The following is a 21049-nucleotide window of genomic DNA, read 5'->3' as shown; positions in this document are numbered from 1 at the left end:
AATTATGTATTCTCCATCAAAAGCAAAAACCCAAACTTATGCAAATGTCGGACTTGAAAGTAGTGTGATGAGTGCAAGTCCTCATCATCTTATTTCTTTATTGTTTGACGGTGCTGTGAACGCATTATTAAGAGCCAAAATATTAATTGAGCAAGGTGACTCGCCAAACCATATTGCAGAGAAGGGTGTTGCTATATCTAAAGCGGTAGGTATTATTGATAATGGCTTGAGAGCCTCTTTAAACCCTGAAATTGATGGTGAATTAGCGGATAATCTAGATTCATTATACGGTTATATGACTGAAAGATTAGTCCATGCTAATTTGAAAAATGATGTTACTGCGATTGATGAAGTCGTTAAATTACTGACAAATATTTCTGATGCTTGGAAAGAAATAGATCCTGCTGCTGGCGCATAAGATTATGTTATAGCTTTTGGGAATTGGTTCTTAATCAAAAATATTTAAAAGAAGTTGGATAATTTCTATGACAGAAGCTGTATTAAATAAATATAAATCTCTTTTTCTATTGACTGAAGAAATGATGAAATTATGCCATGCTCAAGAATGGGATAGTCTAGTTACTTTAGAAACTGAGTTTGAAAATTTATCATCAACGCTGCCTAATGTTGCAGATATAGATGTAGAAGCAAATTTATCTCCTGAATTGTTAGATTTAATTGGGAAAACAGTTGAAAACATCCAGACGGTTACTGAGCTATCTCATTCAAAGCGAGGATTACTAAAACAGGGTATACAGAGTCTCGATAACCAGAAGAAAGTTCATCTTGCCTATAGTGAATTTAGTGATGAGGCCATTGAAAATAGGTTATTAAAAGATATTTTTAAGAGTTAACTTGCAAAGTCATTCAAGGAAAAATAACAAAAGGATCTTATTAGATCCTTATTTTATTTCTCAAAAATAACAAAAGCAATGCTGTAATTAATTTCATCTGACAGCGTCAAATGTGAAGTTGTTATTCCCAATTGTTCGCTAAGCATTTGAGCTGTCTTAAATAATTGCAAGGAAGGTTTTCCAAATTCGTCATTAACAGTACCGAATTGATTAAATGCAAGACCATTTCTGATCCCTAATCCTAACGCTTTTGCCGCAGCTTCTTTTACAGCAAACCTTTTAGCAAGAAATCTAATTTTATCGGCATGAGTTTGATAAATTTGCCATTCATTGTCTGTCAAGATCCGCTTAGCAAACTTATCACCAAACCGGTCATAAGTTTTTTTAATTCTAGAAATTTCAACAATGTCAGAACCAATTCCAAATATTGCCATAGCTTACCTTAACATAAATTGAATTTTTTGATTACAAACCCCTGGCTTGAAGCATAATGCGTTTCATTTCAGAGACTGAATATGCTAAACCACTAAATAAAGCTTGACCGATAATTGCATGCCCTATGTTAAGTTCATATATTTCTTTGATTTTAGCAATTTCAGAGACATTATGATAGGTTAGACCATGTCCTGCATTAACTTTAATACCAAATGTTGATGCGAATTGCGCAGCTTCACGAATACGGTTTAATTCCTTTTCTTGAGATAAGCCGTTGACTTGTGCATATTGTCCTGTATGCAATTCAATAAAAGGCGCTTTTAGATTTGCCGCAGCGCTTATTTGGTCAAATTCAGGATCAATGAACAATGAAACCAGTATGCCTTCATCTGAGAGCTTATCAATGGCAGACTTTACTTTATCATATTGGCTAATAACATCTAATCCTCCTTCAGTCGTGACTTCTTCTCTTCTTTCGGGAACAAGGCAAACATAAGTAGGTTTGATTTCACAAGCTATCGCTACCATCTCATCGGTCACTGCCATTTCTAGATTCATTCGAGTTTGGATGGTTTCTTTTAATAATTTAACATCTCTATCCGTAATATGTCTTCTATCTTCTCTTAAATGAATGGTTATGCCATCTGCACCTGCTTGTTCGGCAATAAAAGCAGCTTGGATAGGATCGGGATAATTTGTACCTCTTGCATTTCTCACCGTGGCGATATGGTCAATATTGACGCCTAATAAAATGGGGCTGTTCATTATCACTCCTTATTTGTTGTCTTGATTAATGCGACTTGCCACCGCACCTTGTTGATCTTTGTATTTTGCATCTTTACGTTGATTGTAGGGACGAATAGCAAAGTCGGTTAATAACTCAAAACTAATTGCTCCAATGCCCATACCGGGTCTTAACGCTAGGGGAAGTTTGCCTGAATTAAAAAATTCCAATACGACACAGCCATGCCAACCAGGATCTATACGATGCGCTGTAACATGCACCATTAATCCCAATCTTGCCAAAGAGGAACGTCCATCTAACCAACCGACGATATTAGCAGGCAAACTAATTGATTCATGAGTTACACCAAGCGCGAGTTCCCCAGGATGAAGAAAAAAAGCTTCATTTTCAGCTATAACAATTTCATCACTCATAACTCTATCTAGTGCAGCAGAAACCTCATCTTTAGGGCCACTTAAATCTATGAAAGCATCCGTATGAGCTTGAAAAACTCTGAATTTATTTCCAAGAGTTACATCGGCGGTAGCACCACATATTTTGTTTGAATGCGGCCTAGGTTCAATTTTTAAACGCCCATCATCCAACCACTCTTCTATATCCTTGTCACACAAACGCATGCTGGTATCCTCTATGTAGTTTAAATCCTGAATATTTAATGTCTATCATATATCAAATATTTTAAAAGATAAGTTTTTTTTGAGTTGCTGACGGATTAATAGTAAAAATGCTATAATAATAAAATCGCATTCACTGAATAGTGAATATTAAATATAACAACAGCTATTTTAAACTATTTCATTGTGCCTAGCTAATTTCTAAATTTGGCCTTTGAAAATTTAAAAACAAGTCACATTCTAATAGGAACTATTTTGAATATTCAGTCTATTTTATCAAATCATGCAAAAGAAGCACTTTTTCAATTATCTCAAATTGATGATTGGGATCCTCAGATAAGGGTATCTACAAAGCCACAATTTGGACAATATCAAATTAATGGTGTTATGTCGATTGCAAAAAAAACAGGAAAAATGCCTCGCGAGCTTGCCGAGCAACTGATCAATAAGCTAGAAAATATAACCAAAGATATGATTGAAAATCTTGAGGTCGCAGGACCAGGATTTATCAATATCACCTTAAAACCGGAGTGGTTAGCGACCAAAATTTCTGAGGTTATTTCTTCTCCCAACTTGGGTGTTTCTCCAGTTATTCCAGAAACAGTTGTTGTTGATTACTCAGCCCCAAATGTCGCAAAAGAGATGCATGTAGGGCATTTAAGAACGACAATTATTGGAGATGCAGTCGTAAGGACGTTAAGTTTTTTAGGGCATAATGTGATTAGGGCTAATCATATTGGTGATTGGGGTACTCAGTTTGGGATGTTGATTGCTTATTTAGAAAAGATGCAAAATGAGCATGCAACAGATATGGCATTAACCGATCTTGAAGCCTTTTATCGTGATGCTAAAAAGACTTATGATGAGGACGAATCATTCGCTATTAAAGCAAGAGATTATGTGGTTAAACTACAAAGCGGAGATGCTTATTGTCTAGAAATGTGGCAAAAGTTGGTCAAGCTAACTATGGCTCAAAATTTTTTAGTTTATGAGCGACTTAATGTCACGCTAAGCGAAAATGATACGATGGGAGAAAGTTTATATAATGATATGCTTCTTGAAATAGTAACCGATTTAAAAAATCGGGGAATAGCTGTAGAAAGTGAAGGAGCTACAGTAGTCTATTTAGATGAGTATAGAAATAAAAATGGTGACCCTATGGGAGTCGTGATCCAAAAAAGTGGTGGTGGATTCTTATATACTACAACAGATATTGCTTCGGCTAAATATCGAGTAGAAAAGCTTAAAGCTAATCGGGCACTTTATTATGTAGATTCAAGACAAAATCAACATTTAACTCAGGCATGGTTAATTGCAAGAATGGCAGGTTATGTTCCAGATTCTGTTTCATTAGAACATCATCAAATTGGCATGATGCTAGGTAAAGATGGTAAACCGTTTAAGACGCGTTCGGGAGGAACCATTAAATTAATTGATTTGTTAGATGAAGCTAAAGACAGAGCGAAGCAATTAATTCAAAGTAAAAACAGTGAAATGGATGAACAAGAGCTTGATAGATTGAGTGAAATAGTAGGTATAGGTGCAGTGAAGTATGCTGATTTATCTAAAAATAGAACCACAGATTATATTTTTGATTGGGATCATATGCTCTCTTTTGATGGTAATACGGCGCCTTACATGCTTTATGCTTTTTCAAGGGTGAATTCAATTTTCAAAAAAGCAGGGATATCTCCACAAAGTATCGCTAGCAGTTCTATTGTATTAAATGCACCGGAAGAAATTTCTTTAGCTCTATCTCTTTTACAGTTTGAAGAAGTTATTCTTACAGTGGCTAAAGAGGGTACTCCCCATGTAATGTGTACCTATTTGTTTGAGCTTGCTGGTTTATTTTCAAAGTTTTATGAGGCGTGTTCAATTTTACAAGCAGAACTCGATACGATTAAAAATAGCCGATTACTGTTAGCCCATCTTACAGCTAAGACGATTCAAACAGGACTCGAGACTTTAGGTATTAAGACAGTAGAAAGGATGTAGGGATATCTATACTCTCTCTTTACTGATTCATAATGTTAAAGAGAGAGGTTCTAAAAGTGTTCACCTTCAACCAATTGAAAATGTTGATAAATTTAAATGGTGTCAATCCCACTATAAATTTTTGCACACGATAAAGTAAAAACTAACTCTTTATCTGTAGGTAACAATTGTGTAAAGAAAACTCATGACGGTACCTAAGAATTAATTCAAGTCGCTCATCCACTGAATGTGGCTAAACTGTTTTTCTGAATCCAGTGATAAAATGACTTTTGCAAATAAAACTGAGTGCTTGCTATTAGGTGGATTGGCACCTATAATCACTTCAGCAAGCGATGAACTAAAAGAAACATTCCCTTCTGTATCTAAATCATTTTCAGATGTAAAATCCATAGAAGTATCAAGATTATCTAATGTAGATTCTTCCAAATCAAACAATTCAATAAAGCCATACTCATTAAAATATTGGTTAAAAAGTGCCATTTCATGTTCAGACAAGTTATCTGAAGCTAGAGTCATAAACAGTTCAAAAGCGAGATCTAAAGCAGAATCATCATTTAAAATCATACGAGTTCCAATATTAATTATTTTAAGGTCGGGGGTTTAAAAGCATGCATGGCCATTTTTTTTAATGCATCAGATAATTTTGGTGGGGCTTCGTTAGAGAGCGTAAGTAAAATTTTTCCTGTTTCAGGGCTAATTTTTCTGGGCTTATCCAGGGTAAACTGAATCGGGGCCTTCAATTTGTAAGTATTAAGTTTGAATTTTTCTTGCTTCCATGAGAGTATGTCTGGATTAATTTTAAAAGTAACCGAGACTAATCCAGGCAAAATAGATTGCCTAAGTTTATCAATTAACTCTTCACGATAGTAATTTAGTCTTAATTGCCAAGCTGCACTACTGATTTGTAATACAAGTGTGCCTTGATTAAAATTAGCCGCCCTAATGTGTGAACGCATTTCTTCAGGTAAAATAGTATTAAGCGCGTCACTTAATTGACTAAGCGCGTGACTTTGTTGCACAATGCTATGTAACGGGGGATGCTCATCACTGAATTTTTGTAATAGCGACTCTAATGTTTTTGGTCTTTGCTTCATCCTATTCCTTTTAACGAAATATCATTCTGCCAGTTAATGCGATATCGAAAGATGCCAACGCGTTGTAAGTTCAGATACCTTAGGAAAGATAAGACATTTAATAGCCATAAATTCCCTTAAATTTTAACATAATTCTTTTGAAGGTGATACTTGATGTTAACAATTTACCACTCTAATAAATTAGATGTATTAAAAAGCTTAATGGCTTACATCATGGATACTTCACCACTCTCTTCTCCTTTCGAAAAAGAAATTGTTGTAGTACAAAGTCAAGGAATGGCGAAATGGCTACAAATAGAGCTTTCCAAAGAATTAGGGATTCTTGCCAATGTCGAATTTCCTTTACCTAGTGGTTTTTTTTGGAGGTTATTTAATCAGTTAGTACTTGAGAATAATACACAAAATGAAGTGACTTTTGATAAATTAACAATTACTTGGTGGGTCATGAAAGTTTTACCTTCACTACTTTCATTACCAGAATTTAATACAATTGCTCGGTACCTTCAAGAAGATGACGATCAGAATAAAAAACATCAATTGGCTTTAAAATGTGCAGATGTGTTCGATCATTATCTTGTCTATCGCCCCCATTGGATGTTGGAATGGGAAAAAGGGCAAAGGATTGATGGCATAGGCGAAGTGCAAGATTGGCAGGCTATTTTATGGCAAACAATTATTCAAACTATGGCAAAAGAGCATGGCTCTTCACTTTTGAACCACCGTGCTTCAATGTATGGTGATCTCGTTAAATTATTAGAACAAACCTCAATAGAAACATTGAATTTACCGAAAAGAATTTTTATCTGTGGAATTTGCACCTTACCTCCTTTATCTATTAATGTGCTTGAGGCGCTAGGTAAGCATATCGATGTCCATATCATGTATACCAATCCTTCTCGTCATTATTGGGCTGATTTACAAACCACGACGAACGTTTTAAAAAATAGAATAAGATCAAGGAAAAGCGTTTCTAGCAAATATAAAAATTTTGCCTTTAATGAGAGTGAGTACGTCAAAATTCAAGATAATGGAGTGATTAATGCGTTAGCAGTTGATTTAGAATCAACTCACCCATTACTTGCTAATTGGGGTAAACTAGCCAAGGAGCAACTTTATCAATTTGCTGAATTAACATATGTTCAAGAGATTGATGCATTTGTTGAAGAGTCAAATCAAACAGTACTTGGTCAATTAAAAGCGGATATTTTACATTTGCAGAATAGACAAAAGTTGGGTGTGACACTAGAAGAACTGTCGACTAGCCAGACTAAAGTGTTAATTGATGAAAAAGATGATTCTATTTCTTTGCATGTTTGTCACTCAATGGTAAGAGAAGTTGAAGTACTCCAAGACTATTTATTAGCGCAATTTGAGCAAAATAAATCGCTAGAACCAAAAGATGTTATAGTGATGGTTTCAGATATTACCCTATATGCTCCCTATATCCTAGCGATATTTGGTAATGCCCCATCTTCAAGATATTTACCATTTTCAATAGCAGATAGGAGTGTCAAATCGACACATTCACTCATTGAATTAACCACTCAATTACTTCATTTACCTAAAACCCGATTTACTGTTGAAGAAGTACTTCGCTTAATTAGTTCACCTGCACTTCTAAAAAAATTCGATATGAGCAGTGATGAATTAGAACAAATCACGTATTGGATTGAAAAAACACATATCTACTGGGGGCGAGATGATGAATGGGTTCAGGCACAAGAATTACCTGCAGTAGGACAATATACATGGCGTTTTGGTTTAGAAAGAATGTTGTTGGGTTTACTTAAAAATAGTGAAAGTGGCATTTGGCAAGAAAAATTGGCTTATGATGGCGGGCAAATGGTACCACAACTACTTGGTAAGTTTTGTGAATTGATTGAGGCATTAATGCAATGGCAAGATAGACTATCAGGGGAATTTATTCTAAGTGAGTGGCAACTATTGTTTAATGAAATGCTAGATGATTTAGTTTCAGTTGACAAAGAAGATACTGCTATTTTATTGATGCTTATAGATGCATGGAATAGAGTGATCCAAGTGGGTTCCGTTATGAATTATGAAGAACCTATCACCTTAAATTTATTGGTTGACGCTTGGCTTATGAATTTAGAAAATACCTCTTCTAATCAGCCATTCTTAGCGGGTAAAATTAACTTTTGTACCTTAATGCCTATGCGCTCTATTCCATTTAAACAAGTTTGCTTATTGGGGATGAGTGAGTCATTATATCCTAGAAAGGTCGTAAATATCAGTTTTGATCTTATGAAATATTCTCAACAAATTGGAGATAGGAGTCGACGTGATGATGATAAGTATCTGTTTTTAGAATCTATACTCTCAGCTGAACAAAAAATTTATATCAGTTATGTAGGGATTTCGATAGCCACCAATGAAGAAAAAAATCCCTCCATGGTAGTTAATGAACTGTTAGACTATTTAACACAAAGTTATGTTATTGAACCGTATAGAACACTAAATTTAGATGCAAGTAAACTAAAAATGCGTGATTATTTCATCACAGTTCATCCAAGAGTTCCTTATTCACTAGATAATTTTCTCATATCTGCACAAGAAAATAATGAGCCAAGTCAGCATAATAAAGTAACCTATTTGAGTTTTGCTAAAGAGTGGTTTGAACTGTTAAAAAATGATACTTCGCTTTCTGAATTCAATCAATCGATTCATTTCCCTGAGTCAGAACTGAATGAAATAATTAATCTAGATAATCTAGTAAGATTTTACAGTCAACCAGTCGACTACTTTTTTAAAGTGGTCCTTGGGCTATATTTTAATGAGCAGAGTAGTAAGTTTCAAACGGTTGAGCCATTTCAAACGCCAGATTCATTAGAATTTTATGAATTGAAGAAGTATGCTTTTGATTATTTAATGGCAGGAAAGACCGAAGAAGATATTAGCTCCATTTTAAAGGCCCAAGGAGGGTTACCTGCTAATGCTGCAGCGAATAAAGCCGTTAGTAAAATTCTAAAGAGTGTCAGAGATTTGCATCTAGAATTAACACAGAGATTCAATTTAGATAGAGAAATACTCTCGGCTAAGCAAGTTAATATGGAAATTAATTTGTCTAAAGCACAATTATTTAAGTGGATGAATGATTTAGATGAAAAAAATGAACAACTCAAACAGATATTACCATTAGATAAAGATCTATCTCTATTTGAACGGATTGAAGGTTGGCTTGTTACTTATAAGGAACATGGATTAGTCGAATGGCGAGTCGGTTCATATAGTGCAAAATACTATTTTACGTTTTGGATAAAACATTTATTATACTGTTTATGCTTAGATGAATTCACACGCATTCAATATGAACAAGAAGGATATTATTCAACCATGATAGGGGTTGAGTCCAAAAAAAATGAAATTCAAATTAAACAATTTAGATACATAGATAAAAATTCTGCTGCGCTAGAATTACTGAAACTGATTAAATATTTCTATTTAGGTCATAAAGATATCTGTTTTTGCTTACCAGACAGTTGCGCTGCTATCGCTATAGAAAATGGGAAAAAACAAAAAAATGGCAATGATGCAGACAATCTAAATGATGAAGTATTTCAAATTTCAATGCATGATAATGATAAAAAAAATGTTTATGTGAAAAGAGTGCTTGAACAATCTAGTCAGGAAGTCCAAGAAGAAATTGATAATAAGCTTCATTATTTTAGCGGGGCAATATTTAGCACACTTTTTGAATATTTGGAAAAATAGATAATTTTATAGTGGAAAAACAATAGAAATTTGCAGGTTTCCTTTAACAAAAACGGTTGTTGCTATTATAAAACAATAGAACCAATTAAAAACCAAAGAATATAATGTTCAATACTTTTTTAGAGAGGATAAGATGGGTGAGTTTATTAAATTAGAGCCAATTGCGCATATTTCAGGGACAATTAACTTGCCTGGTTCTAAGAGTATTTCAAACAGAGCGTTACTGTTAGCAGCCTTAGCAGATGGTAAAACCACTATAACTAATTTATTAGATAGTGATGATGTTCGTTACATGTTAGGGGCTTTAACCCAACTAGGGGTGAATTTTTCAATAAGTGAAGATAAAAAAACATGTGTAGTTGAGGGAATGAACGGTATATTGACTCATAACCAAACACAAGCGTTAGAAATTTATCTTGGGAATGCAGGTACAGCCATACGTCCACTCACTGCAGTACTTTGCTTAGGCTCTCATCCGGAGATTATTTTGACTGGTGAACCGAGAATGAAAGAGCGTCCCATTTTACATTTAGTTGATTCACTTAAAGAAGGCGGTGCTTCAATTGAATACTTAGAAACTCATGGGTATCCTCCAATTAAATTAACCGGAGGCTTCGAAGGCGGCAGGATTCATGTCGATGGTACAATCTCAAGTCAATTTCTAACGGCATTACTTATGATGACGCCTTTAGCTAAAAATAAGACCATCATTAAAATAAAAGGGGAATTAGTTTCTAAACCTTATATTGATATCACGTTGCATATGATGCAAACCTTTGGTATTCATGTTCAAAATAATAATTATACAGAATTTGTAATTGAGGGTAATCAGCGCTATGTTTCTCCGGGTAAATATCTTGTTGAAGGTGATGCCTCATCTGCATCCTATTTCTTAGCTGCTGGGGCAATAAAAGGAGGGAAAGTCCGAGTCACGGGTATAGGCAAAAATAGTGTCCAAGGTGACACACAATTTGCAGCAGTGCTTGAAAAAATGGGGGCAAAAATTACCTGGGGTGATGATTATATTGAATCTGAGGTGAATGATTTAGAGGGCATTGATATGGATTTAAATCATATTCCTGATGCGGCGATGACTATTGCAACAACAGCTTTATTTGCTAAAGGTCCTACCAAAATAACTAATATCTATAACTGGCGGGTAAAGGAAACCGATAGGTTGTTTGCTATGGCAACTGAGCTAAGAAAAGTAGGCGCCTTGGTTGAAGAAGGAGAAGATTTTATTCATATTACTCCTCCAAATAAATTCACTATTGCTGAGATTGATACTTATAACGATCATAGAATGGCCATGTGTTTTTCTTTAGTGGCGCTTTCTGATACGGCTGTTATTATTAATGATCCTAAATGTACTAGTAAAACATTCCCTACTTACTTTGAAGAGTTTTTAAAATTAGCTCAATTTAGTAACAAATAAAGGGGCTAAGATGATTAATTCAGAAATAAAAATAATTACTGTTGATGGACCAAGTGGTGTGGGTAAGGGCACGTTGAGCCAATCTTTAGCAAATCACTTTGGGTTTCATTTATTAGACTCAGGTGCTATTTATAGGGTGCTTGCCCTTTATTTAATTCAAAATGATGAACAAGATGCCTTAGAGGATGAGATTGTTCAATTTGCGCAAGCGATGGACGTCTGCTTTGGTTCAAAAACACAAAAAGTGCAGGTTCTGCTCTCTAAGCAGGATGTATCAGAATTAATTAGGGCTGAACATGTAGGTACATTAGCATCTAAAATAGCTGCACTGCCTAAAGTTAGAGAACAACTGTTACAAAAGCAAATCGATTTTGCTAAATTACCAGGATTAGTAGCCGATGGGCGGGATATGGGAACGGTAGTATTTCCAAAAGCTTTTGCAAAATTGTTTATTGATGCGAGCAGTGAAGCTAGAGCATTAAGACGAGTGAATCAACTAAAAGAACGAGGCCTAAGTTTTAATTATCATACTGTTTTAGATGATATTATTCAACGAGATATTAGGGATAGAACGCGTACGATAGCTCCTTTGGTTCCAGCCGAGGATGCATTAGTCATTGATACAACTTCACTTAGGATTGATGAAGTGTTTAAAAAAGCACTTAACTTCGTAGAAGGAAAATTGGGTTGAGCATCTGTACAAAATTTAACGGGTTTTGTAAAGTGTGAGGAATTATGTGTTCATACTCATATATTAACTTGTTTTAATGGTCAAAAAGTGTTAAATTTCTATGCCGTTAAATGATTTAGGCTGTAAGAGAGCTTAAATAAAATATCATTTACGGAGTAAATATTTGTTTTGGGTAATTGAAAGACTGCAATTACTCATAATTCCTTAGATCTGCGAGATGTAGTGTCTTTGAGTTTGAATAGCAGCGCTCAAACTTTTAGATAGGATTTAAGTGCTGTTTTATCAGTCTTTGACTTAACCGTTTAATTATCATTTGTGTTAATAAAACTCACAAAAAGGACGAAATTATTCGTTTTGCACGGATGCTGATGATTAAACTTCTTTTCACAACCCCAAGCGGCAGGATGCCTGCTGGCTGTTAACCTATATATACTGAAGATTATTAATATGACTGAAAATTTTGCTCAACTGTTTGAAGAATCGCTAAAAGTTGTTGAAACGCGTCCTGGTACAATCGTAAAAGGTAAAGTTGTTGGTATTAACAAAGATGTTGTTTTTGTTGATGCTGGCCTTAAATCTGAATCTGCTATCCCTGTTGAACAGTTCAAAAATGCCCAAGGCGAATTAGAAGTAGAAGTTGGTGATGAAATCGATGTTGCTCTTGATGCAATTGAAGATGGATTTGGTGAAACAATTTTATCTCGTGAAAAAGCAAAACGCCATGAGTCTTGGATTGTACTAGAAAAAGCTCACAATGATGCTGAAACTGTTATTGGTCTAATCAATGGCAAAGTTAAAGGTGGATTCACAGTTGAGTTAAACGGTATTCGTGCATTCTTACCTGGTTCATTAGTAGATGTTCGTCCAGTGCGTGACACACTACACCTTGAAGGTAAAGAATTAGAATTCAAAGTTATCAAACTAGATCAAAAACGTAATAACGTTGTTGTTTCTCGTCGTGCTGTTATTGAATCAGAAAGTACCGCTGAGCGCGACCAAGTTCTTGAGAATTTACAAGAAGGCGCAGAAGTTAAAGGTATCGTTAAAAACTTAACTGATTACGGTGCATTCGTTGATTTAGGTGGTGTTGATGGTTTACTTCATATCACTGATATGGCGTGGAAACGTGTCAAACATCCAAGCGAAGTTGTAACAGTAGGTGAAGAAGTTACTGTTAAAGTATTAAAATTCGATCGTGATCGTACACGTGTTTCTTTAGGCTTAAAACAGTTAGGCGAAGATCCATGGTTATCAATTGCACGTCGTTACCCAGTTGATTCACGTCTAACAGGTAAAGTCAGTAACTTGACAGATTATGGTTGTTTTGTTGAGATTGAAGAGGGTGTTGAAGGCCTAGTTCACGTTTCAGAAATGGATTGGACAAATAAAAACATTCATCCTTCTAAGGTCGTTAACTTAGGTGACACAGTTGAAGTAATGGTTTTAGAAATTGATGAAGAGCGTCGCCGTATTTCTTTAGGTCTAAAACAATGTAAAACTAACCCTTGGTTACATTTTGCAGAGACATTTAACAAAGGCGATCGTGTTGAAGGTAAAATTAAATCAATCACTGACTTCGGTATCTTTATTGGTCTTGAAGGTGGAATTGATGGCTTAGTTCATTTATCTGATATCTCTTGGAATGCTACAGGCGAAGATGCGGTTAAAGATTACAAGAAAGGTGATGAAATTGCTGCTGTAGTTCTTCAGGTTGATGCTGAGCGTGAGCGTATTTCATTAGGAATAAAACAACTTAATGAAGACCCATTCAATAACTATGTTTCAGCTACTAAGAAAGGTGAAGTTGTTTCGGGCACAATCACTGCAGTTGATGCTAAAGGTGCAACAGTACAATTAGCTGATGGTGTTGAAGGTTATATCCGTGCAGCTGACATATCTAAAGATAAAGTTGAAGATGCTACAACAGTTGTTAACGTAGGTGATACCCTTGAAGCGAAATTTACTGGTGTTGACCGTAAAAATCGCGTTGTAACACTTTCTGTTAAAGCAAAAGATGATGCTGAAGAAAAAGAAGCTATTGCAAGTGTTAATACTAAAGCAGAAGAAGCTCCTTCTACAAATGCTATGGCTGAAGCGTTCAAAGCTGCAAAAGGTTAATTTTTAAAATTTAAGTTTAAGATATTACCCTGATTTTTATAGTAGATGCTTTATAGCATCTACTATAGTTTATTAAATTTGAGGATAATCACGATGACAAAATCTGAGTTAATTGAACATTTAGTAATTCAATTTAGTGGCATAAATGTTTTAGATACGGAAAACTCTGTGAAAGAGATATTAGAATTGATGTCTGCAACCCTAGCATCCGGTGAAAGGATTGAAATTCGCGGTTTCGGTAGTTTTAGTATCCATCACAGAGCACCACGCTTAGCAAGGAATCCAAAAACTGGTGATAAAGTTAAATTAGATCATAAGTTCTTGCCTCATTTCAAACCTGGGAAAGAATTACGTGAGAGAGTTAATACAATCAATTAAATATCAGTTTTTGCATGAGACACCCTAGTTATTAGCTTACATAATTTAAGTTAATTACTAGGGTGTTTTTTTATAAAAATCAGCAAGGATGAATTTTTAATAAAGGATTCAACAGCCAGAATTAATATCATTTAGAGGTGTATATCAATGGAAATGCTATCAGGCGGTGAAATGTTAGTAAGATCGCTTGCCGATCAAGGTGTGAAATATATGTTTGGTTACCCAGGTGGTGCCGTTCTAGATATTTATGATGCAATACATACCGTAGGTGGTATAGATCATATACTCGTACGACATGAACAAGCTGCGGTTCATATGGCTGATGGGTATGCAAGAGCGACAGGTGACGTTGGGGTAGTACTAGTAACTTCAGGGCCTGGTGCCACAAATGCAATCACTGGAATTGCAACTGCATATATGGATTCAATACCACTTGTGGTCATTTCAGGTCAGGTGCCTAGTTCATTAATAGGTTATGATGCATTCCAAGAGTGTGATATGGTCGGTATTTCTCGTCCTATTGTTAAACACAGTTTTATGGTTAAGCATGCAGAAGAGATCCCAGAGATAATTAAAAAAGCTTTTTATATTGCGTCAACAGGAAGACCAGGTCCTGTTGTGATTGACATACCTAAAGATACAGTAAATCCAGCTACTAAATTCCCTTATAGTTATCCTAAATCAGTAAAACTTCGTTCGTATAACCCTACTGTGCAAGGGCATAAGGGACAAATTAAACGTGCTGCACAGACTTTAATCGAGGCTAAACAACCTGTTATGTATATAGGTGGTGGCGCAATAGCTGCTGGAGTACATGCAAAGCTTATTAAACTTTCTGAACAATTTAGAATTCCAGTTGCCAGTTCATTGATGGGATTAGGTGCGTTTCCTGCTACACATAAAAATAGTGTGGGAATGCTAGGAATGCATGGGACCTATGAGGCAAACATGACGATGCATGAAGCAGATGTTATATTTGCTGTGGGAGTGAGGTTTGATGATAGAACCACAAACAATTTAGAAAAATATTGCCCAAATGCTACTGTTATACACATTGATATCGATCCTACATCAATTTCTAAAACTGTAACGGCACATATTCCTATTGTTGGTGATGCAAAAAATGTATTAATTAAAGTGATTGAAGTACTTGATGAACTAGAAAAAGAACAAAATACAAAAGCAATAAATCACTGGTGGGAAAAAATTGAAGAGTGGCGTGCTAAGAAGTGCTTAGAATTTGACAGAAACATGCAAATTACGAAACCTCAAGCTGCAATTGAAATGATCTACAAACTCACAAAAGGTGATGCCTATGTGACTTCTGATGTGGGACAACACCAAATGTTTGCGGCTCTTTATTATCCATTTGATAAGCCAAGACGCTGGATTAATTCGGGTGGACTTGGCACTATGGGATTTGGTTTACCTGCTGCACTTGGAGTAAAATTAGCCTTTCCAGAAAAAACTGTTGTGTGTGTTACTGGGGATGGAAGTATACAAATGAACATTCAAGAACTTTCAACAGCATTACAGTATAATTTACCTGTCATAGTACTTAATTTAAATAACCGTTATTTAGGAATGGTTAAACAGTGGCAAGATATGATTTATTCGGGTCGCCATTCTCACTCTTATATGGATTCATTACCAGATTTTATCAAGCTAGCTGAGGCTTACGGGCATGTAGGTATCCAAATCAATACGCCTGAAGAATTAGAGCCTAAGCTTAAGGAAGCATTAAGCTATAAAGATAAATTAGTTTTTGTTGATATCATTACAGATGAGAAAGAACATGTTTATCCAATGCAAATAAGAGGTGGCTCGATGAATGAAATGTGGCTGAGCAAAACAGAAAATACATTAAGTAGTGAGGGGAACTAATATGCGTCGTAGAATTATATCTGTTCTGTTAGAAAATGAATCTGGGGCATTATCTCGTGTAGTAGGATTGTTTTCTCAAAGAGGCTACAATATTGATAGCCTAACTGTAGCACCTACGGATGATTCCACTTTATCGCGTATAACGATTCAAACTGTTGCAGATGATAAAGGCATTGAACAAATAGAAAAACAATTGCATAAATTGATAGATGTGCTTAGGGTCACAGAACTTGTGCCTGAACAATATGTTGAAAGGGAAGTTATGCTAGTTAAAGTGAAAACTTCCGGGCCTGCAAGAAGTGAAGTAAAAGATATTGCGGATATATTTAGAGCACAAATAGTTGATGTAACATCCAAGTTATATACTGTGCAGCTAGTTGGCACGAGTGCAAAATTAGACGCATTTAATCATGCTATTAGCGAAGTATCTGAAATTGTCGAAGTTGTGCGTTCTGGTATTGTAGGGATAGCAAGAGGCGAAAAAATTATTCGTTAACCTAGCCCGACAAATTTTAAAAAAATAACCCACAAAGAATGTTTGGATTTTTCTTGTGGGTTAATCAAATGAGACAAATGATTGCTGAAAAGGTTAGATAAAGAAATTAAAACGATATACCAGCTATTCAAATAGTTTAAGAACACCAATCAATAGCGAGTAACTATTTCGCTAAATAAGAAAAATCTAACAATCCTCTCTACAGATACTCTACTATCTCCTCATAGCTGAAGTTGCATTTCTTATTTTTTTATCTGTTTCATATTGGCTTAATGTATAAACAGACCAAATAACGGCTGGTAACCAACCAATTAGTGTCACTTGAAGTATGAGACAGATAATACCTGATAGTGGGCGGCCAATTGTAAAAAATGTAAACCAAGGAAGAATTAATGAAATAATTAATCGCATAAAAAAGCCTCCAAATAGTTTAAACCGTAATAAATAAGTAATGGATACTATATATTTTATACAGTAAAAAAATACCACAGCCAAAAAATATAAACCAGTTCAAATAGAGTTATTTCTTATATTATCCCTATATGAAGTATACAATTTGAGAAAAGTAAAAGTAAAAGTAAAAGTAAAAGTAAAAGTAAGAAAAATTAAAGCACTCTATAAAATAAATCAGTCAATCATTAGGTAACAACTAAAAACAATAGATTACTTATGTTAATCCCCCTCCAAAAAATTCATAAATCAAAATAATAAACTTAAAAAACAGTCAAAATTTGATTGTAAAAATAATGATCTGTATAAATAAACAGTGTATTGTAGGGTATTGCAAAAATTTTACAATTATTTTGAAAAGAAAGTAAGCATAGTTTTGTTAAAAAGTGGGGAATTGTGGTATAAAGTGGTAATTAAACCCATTTTAAAAATAGGATAAAGGTGAGTTGTGTTTAGAGGTTCATCCTCAGTAAATCTCGATACTAAAGGAAGAATCGTTATTCCGACAAAGTATCGAGAAGAACTAAACGATAATGCAGAAGGTCAATTGGTATGTACGATTGATCTCCATCAGCCTTGCTTATTACTTTATCCTCTTCAAGAATGGGAAATTATTGAAAAAAAACTAGCCACACTTTCAAGTCTCGATCCTCAAGAGAGAAGAGTCAAGAGATTGCTCTTAGGACATGCGAGTGAATGTCAAATGGATAGTGCTGGTAGGGTACTTATTGCCCCAACATTAAGGCAACATGCGAAATTAGACAAAGCCATTATGATCGTAGGTCAACTAAATAAGTTTGAAATTTGGGACGAAACAGCATGGCAATTACAAATTAATCAAGATATTGAAGATGAAAAATCAATAGATTCAGTGTTAACAGATAGATTAAGAGACTTTGCTTTATAGTTAGAATAAGTTAAACATTAGCTTAATTTATAACATGCAGGCGCTCAATATCTAGGTGAATTAGGAAAACATATGGCCCTCCATACAACAGTGATGCTAAAAGAAGCTGTCGATGCATTAAATATTAAAGTTGATGGTATTTATGTTGATGGTACTTTTGGACGAGGTGGACATAGTCGAAAAATACTTGAACAGCTAGGACCTAATGGTAAATTAATCGTAGTTGATAGAGATCCTGATGCAATAAAAGTAGCACAAGCGCTTAACGATGAAAGAGTACACTGCATCCATAATAGTTTTGCGTATTTATATGATTATCTAGATCAGATGGGATTGTTAGGTAAAATTGATGGTTTATTGTTAGATTTAGGTGTCTCATCACCTCAATTAGATGAAGCAGAACGTGGTTTTTCGTTTATGCGAGAAGGCCCCTTAGATATGCGTATGGATACAACCAGAGGATTAAGTGCAAAAGAGTGGCTAGCTCAAGTTGATGAAGTTGAGCTTGAAGACGTTATAAGAAGTTATTCTGAAGAACGATTTGCTAAAAGAATAGCAAGAGCCATAGTGCAAAGAATGCAAACTGACCCACTGAATACGACTTTAGAGCTTGCTGATGTTATAGACAAAGCTGTTCCATTTAAAGATAAGAATAAGCACCCAGCAACCAGAACATTCCAAGCCATTAGGATAAAAATTAATGATGAACTTGGGCAGGTAGAAAAAATTCTGGCTGATTCGTTAATAATTTTAGCAAAGAATGGTCGACTAAGTATTATTACATTTCATTCCCTAGAAGATAGATTAGTAAAAACGTTTATTAGAAAAAATGCTAAGTTGGCAAGTTTACCGAGGGGACTACCCCTAACCGAAAAACAATTAGCTAACATGCATGAAGCATTGACGTTGAAAGAGTTACCTAAGAAAAAACCCTCTAAAGAGGAAATAACAACCAATACAAGAGCGAGAAGTGCAATGCTGCGTATTGCAGAAAAAATTTAATTGAACATGGCCAAACAACCGAATTTAGTCAAGATTATTGTTAAAGATATTTTCAAACGCTCAAAGCTAGCGATGCTTTTTTTTATTCTGATCATATTAACGGTGACATTTACAATTTTAATTACTAATGAAACAAGAATATTACGATATGCATTAGAACAAAAAGAAGTCGAAAAAAAATCATTGGATTTAGAGTGGCGAAATTTAATTTTAGAAGAAAAAAATTTAGGTGAACAACAGCGTATTGAAAAAATTGCTCAGGAAGTATTAAAAATGACTCTTATCACTTCTGAGAACGAGCTGATATTAATGGTTCCTGCTGCACAAAATTAAATAAGTGCTTGTAGCATAAAAGATGACATACTTTACTGTGCTAAATCGAGCTGGTCTATAACTACAAAAATAAGAAAAGTAATTTAAAATGAACGCAACTTATTATCGTAAAACAATCAGAAAAGAAACACCCAAGAAAAATTTGAATTGGCGGTTTGTGCTGGTATATGCCGTTGTTTTTGTATTTTTTGCTTGCCTTGTTATCCGCATCGCGATGATACAAATTATCTCGCCTGATTACTATTTAGCCCAAGCCGATCAGCGCTCTTTACGTGTTCAAGAAATTCAACCAACAAGGGGTACTATCACAGATAGAACAGGTCGCCCTTTAGCTGTCAGCATCCCGGTCAAAGCAGTTTGGATAGATCCTAAGTTTACTCTTGAACAAGGTGGGGTCCAGCAAAATGAAAAATGGCAAGCGCTAGCTAAAACACTAAATATATCAGTAGCTGACATAAATGCTAAAGTTACACAACACCCAAACAGTCGTTTTATCTATTTGGCTCGACAAGTTCCAATAGATAAAGTGGATTATATAAAGAAATTAAAACTAAATATGATTGGTTACCAAGACGAGTCAAAACGATATTACCCGTCTGGAGAACTTTTTTCGCAAATTATTGGATTAACCAATAGAGACAGTAAGGGTATTGAGGGTATTGAATTGAGTTTCAATAAGTGGCTACAAGGTACACCTGGAGAGAGAACATTTAGAAAGGATAAATACGGAAGAATTGTAGAAAATGTAGACTCAGTAGAAAGTTTATCAGGCCAGACATTAGTTCTAAGTATTGATGAGCGTTTACAAAATATTCTTTTCAGAGAAATAAGCAAGGCACTAGAGACTCATCAAGCCAGTTCAGCAACCGCCGTTTTACTTGATGTACATACAGGTGAAGTACTTGCTATGGCAAGTGCTCCAAGTTTTAATCCCAATAATCACATTGAAGTCGCTAATGATGAATTAAAAAGAAATCGAGCCATTACTGATGTGTTCGAGCCGGGTTCAACAGTAAAACCACTAGTTGTTATGACAGGATTAGAAAAGGGGGTGATTAAACCCGATACTGTTTTAGATACACATCCAATTATCATCAACGGTAAACAAATTAAAGATGTTTCTAGACAACCTGAATTATCAATTACTGGCATATTAAAAAAATCAAGTAATATAGGTGTTTCAAAAATTGCTTTAATGATGGAACCAGAAGCATTAGTGAATACTTATCAAAACTTTGGTTTTGGTCAGTCAACTCATCTTGGACTTGTTGGTGAACATAGTGGATTGTTTCCATTTAAAAAACGGTGGTCAGATATTGAAAGGGCAACCTTTTCGTATGGCTATGGGCTTATGGTCACTCCTCTTCAGTTAGCTAAAGCTTATGCAACCATAGGCAGTTATGGACAAGCAAGGCCGCTATCTATAACTAAAGTAGATCCCCCTGTGGCTGGAGAGCAAGTCTTTTCAGCAAATACAGTTAGAACGGTTTTGCATATGATGGAAAAAGTAACTGAACCTGGAGCTGGGGGAGCAAAAGCTGCAGTACAAGATTATCGGGTTGCTGTGAAAACTGGTACAGCCAAAAAAGTAGAAAATGGTGCGTATGTTGATAAATATATTGCTTATACAGCAGGTGTTGCCCCTGTAAGTAATCCAAGATTTTCTCTTGTCGTTGTAATTAATGAACCCAGTGCAGGTGAATATTTCGGGGGAGCTGTTTCAGCACCAGTTTTTAGTAGTATTATGGGTGGGGTATTAAGAACCATGAATATTACGCCGGATGGGTTAGACTTGATGGCTGAAGAACCAGCAATAGTGAACAATACAGGCACAGTAAATAAAATTAAAGTAGCAACGGGCGGATAATTCAGGGCAATTAAAATGA

At 35.2% G+C, this 21049-nt stretch carries 20 protein-coding genes; 14 read left to right on the top strand and 6 right to left on the bottom strand.

Annotated features, from left to right (window positions below):
• Positions 1-4 precede the first annotated feature (4 nt).
• Together fliS and fliT are read left to right on the top strand one after the other, a co-directional pair.
• Positions 5-418 carry a flagellar export chaperone FliS gene (gene fliS / locus ACFFIT_RS10090; RefSeq protein ID WP_385877533.1) on the top strand — a complete coding sequence of 138 codons (414 nt, stop codon included), beginning with the start codon at positions 5-7 and terminating at the stop codon, positions 416-418.
• 67 nt (positions 419-485) lie between these two features.
• Positions 486-854, top strand: a complete 369-nt coding sequence (fliT, locus tag ACFFIT_RS10085; protein WP_385877532.1) for a flagellar protein FliT — start codon at positions 486-488, stop codon at positions 852-854.
• A gap of 53 nt (positions 855-907) precedes the next feature.
• On the opposite strand, the gene acpS is transcribed toward fliT, so the two are convergent.
• From acpS to dcd, 3 genes are read right to left on the bottom strand one after another with little or no spacing between them, the layout of a single operon-like run.
• Positions 908-1288, bottom strand: a complete 381-nt coding sequence (acpS, locus tag ACFFIT_RS10080; RefSeq protein ID WP_385877531.1) for a holo-ACP synthase — start codon at positions 1286-1288, stop codon at positions 908-910.
• 31 nt (positions 1289-1319) lie between these two features.
• A complete protein-coding gene (gene pdxJ, locus ACFFIT_RS10075; RefSeq protein WP_385877530.1) occupies positions 1320-2054 on the bottom strand; it encodes a pyridoxine 5'-phosphate synthase in 735 nt (244 codons plus the stop codon).
• Positions 2055-2063: 9 nt separating this feature from the next.
• Complete coding sequence (gene dcd, locus ACFFIT_RS10070; protein WP_385877529.1) at positions 2064-2651, bottom strand: dCTP deaminase; 588 nt, start codon at positions 2649-2651, stop codon at positions 2064-2066.
• Between the two features lie 252 nt (positions 2652-2903).
• Between dcd and argS the strand changes: the two genes are divergently transcribed.
• Positions 2904-4643 carry an arginine--tRNA ligase gene (argS, locus tag ACFFIT_RS10065; protein WP_385877528.1) on the top strand — a complete coding sequence of 580 codons (1740 nt, stop codon included), beginning with the start codon at positions 2904-2906 and terminating at the stop codon, positions 4641-4643.
• A 201-nt stretch (positions 4644-4844) separates the two neighbouring features.
• Here the strand turns inward: argS and ACFFIT_RS10060 are convergent, their stop codons facing one another.
• Together ACFFIT_RS10060 and ACFFIT_RS10055 are read right to left on the bottom strand one after the other, a co-directional pair.
• Positions 4845-5207 (bottom strand): DUF440 family protein, encoded by a 363-nt coding sequence (locus ACFFIT_RS10060; protein ID WP_385877527.1) that lies wholly within the window; start codon positions 5205-5207, stop codon positions 4845-4847.
• A gap of 17 nt (positions 5208-5224) precedes the next feature.
• Positions 5225-5737, bottom strand: coding sequence for a DUF721 domain-containing protein (locus ACFFIT_RS10055; protein ID WP_385877526.1), 513 nt, complete (start codon positions 5735-5737; stop codon positions 5225-5227).
• Positions 5738-5890: 153 nt separating this feature from the next.
• Here ACFFIT_RS10055 and recC point away from each other — a divergent pair, with 153 nt between their 5' ends.
• The 7 genes from recC to ilvN all read left to right on the top strand — a co-directional run bounded on the left by recC (position 5891) and on the right by ilvN (position 16471).
• Positions 5891-9469: an exodeoxyribonuclease V subunit gamma gene (gene recC, locus ACFFIT_RS10050; protein WP_385877525.1), complete on the top strand. Its 3579-nt coding sequence runs from the start codon at positions 5891-5893 to the stop codon at positions 9467-9469.
• Positions 9470-9602: 133 nt separating this feature from the next.
• Positions 9603-10904, top strand: coding sequence for a 3-phosphoshikimate 1-carboxyvinyltransferase (gene aroA, locus ACFFIT_RS10045; RefSeq protein ID WP_385877524.1), 1302 nt, complete (start codon positions 9603-9605; stop codon positions 10902-10904).
• 13 nt (positions 10905-10917) lie between these two features.
• Positions 10918-11595: a (d)CMP kinase gene (gene cmk / locus ACFFIT_RS10040; RefSeq protein ID WP_385877571.1), complete on the top strand. Its 678-nt coding sequence runs from the start codon at positions 10918-10920 to the stop codon at positions 11593-11595.
• 447 nt (positions 11596-12042) lie between these two features.
• Positions 12043-13713, top strand: a complete 1671-nt coding sequence (gene rpsA / locus ACFFIT_RS10035) for a 30S ribosomal protein S1 (protein WP_385877523.1) — start codon at positions 12043-12045, stop codon at positions 13711-13713.
• Positions 13714-13806: 93 nt separating this feature from the next.
• Positions 13807-14091, top strand: a complete 285-nt coding sequence (locus tag ACFFIT_RS10030; protein WP_385877522.1) for an integration host factor subunit beta — start codon at positions 13807-13809, stop codon at positions 14089-14091.
• A gap of 147 nt (positions 14092-14238) precedes the next feature.
• On the top strand, positions 14239-15975 hold the full coding sequence (ilvI, locus tag ACFFIT_RS10025) for an acetolactate synthase 3 large subunit (protein ID WP_385877521.1): 1737 nt from the start codon (positions 14239-14241) through the stop codon (positions 15973-15975).
• A gap of 1 nt (position 15976) precedes the next feature.
• Positions 15977-16471, top strand: coding sequence for an acetolactate synthase small subunit (ilvN, locus tag ACFFIT_RS10020; RefSeq protein ID WP_385877519.1), 495 nt, complete (start codon positions 15977-15979; stop codon positions 16469-16471).
• A gap of 213 nt (positions 16472-16684) precedes the next feature.
• Here the strand turns inward: ilvN and ACFFIT_RS10015 are convergent, their stop codons facing one another.
• Positions 16685-16882: a YqaE/Pmp3 family membrane protein gene (locus ACFFIT_RS10015; RefSeq protein ID WP_385877517.1), complete on the bottom strand. Its 198-nt coding sequence runs from the start codon at positions 16880-16882 to the stop codon at positions 16685-16687.
• Between the two features lie 487 nt (positions 16883-17369).
• Between ACFFIT_RS10015 and mraZ the strand changes: the two genes are divergently transcribed.
• The 4 genes from mraZ to ACFFIT_RS09995 all read left to right on the top strand — a co-directional run bounded on the left by mraZ (position 17370) and on the right by ACFFIT_RS09995 (position 21030).
• Positions 17370-17828, top strand: a complete 459-nt coding sequence (gene mraZ, locus ACFFIT_RS10010; RefSeq protein ID WP_385877516.1) for a division/cell wall cluster transcriptional repressor MraZ — start codon at positions 17370-17372, stop codon at positions 17826-17828.
• Positions 17829-17900: 72 nt separating this feature from the next.
• On the top strand, positions 17901-18830 hold the full coding sequence (rsmH, locus tag ACFFIT_RS10005) for a 16S rRNA (cytosine(1402)-N(4))-methyltransferase RsmH (protein ID WP_385877515.1): 930 nt from the start codon (positions 17901-17903) through the stop codon (positions 18828-18830).
• 6 nt (positions 18831-18836) lie between these two features.
• Positions 18837-19163: a cell division protein FtsL gene (gene ftsL, locus ACFFIT_RS10000; RefSeq protein WP_385877514.1), complete on the top strand. Its 327-nt coding sequence runs from the start codon at positions 18837-18839 to the stop codon at positions 19161-19163.
• Positions 19164-19251: 88 nt separating this feature from the next.
• Positions 19252-21030, top strand: coding sequence for a penicillin-binding transpeptidase domain-containing protein (locus tag ACFFIT_RS09995; protein ID WP_385877513.1), 1779 nt, complete (start codon positions 19252-19254; stop codon positions 21028-21030).
• Positions 21031-21049: the final 19 nt, after the last annotated feature.

This window comes from Thorsellia kenyensis (genome assembly GCF_042432445.1).
Classification (GTDB): Bacteria; Pseudomonadota; Gammaproteobacteria; order Enterobacterales; family Thorselliaceae; genus Thorsellia; species Thorsellia kenyensis.
Note: the sequence above shows the minus strand (reverse complement) of the source record. Positions and strands in the feature narration are given on the sequence as shown.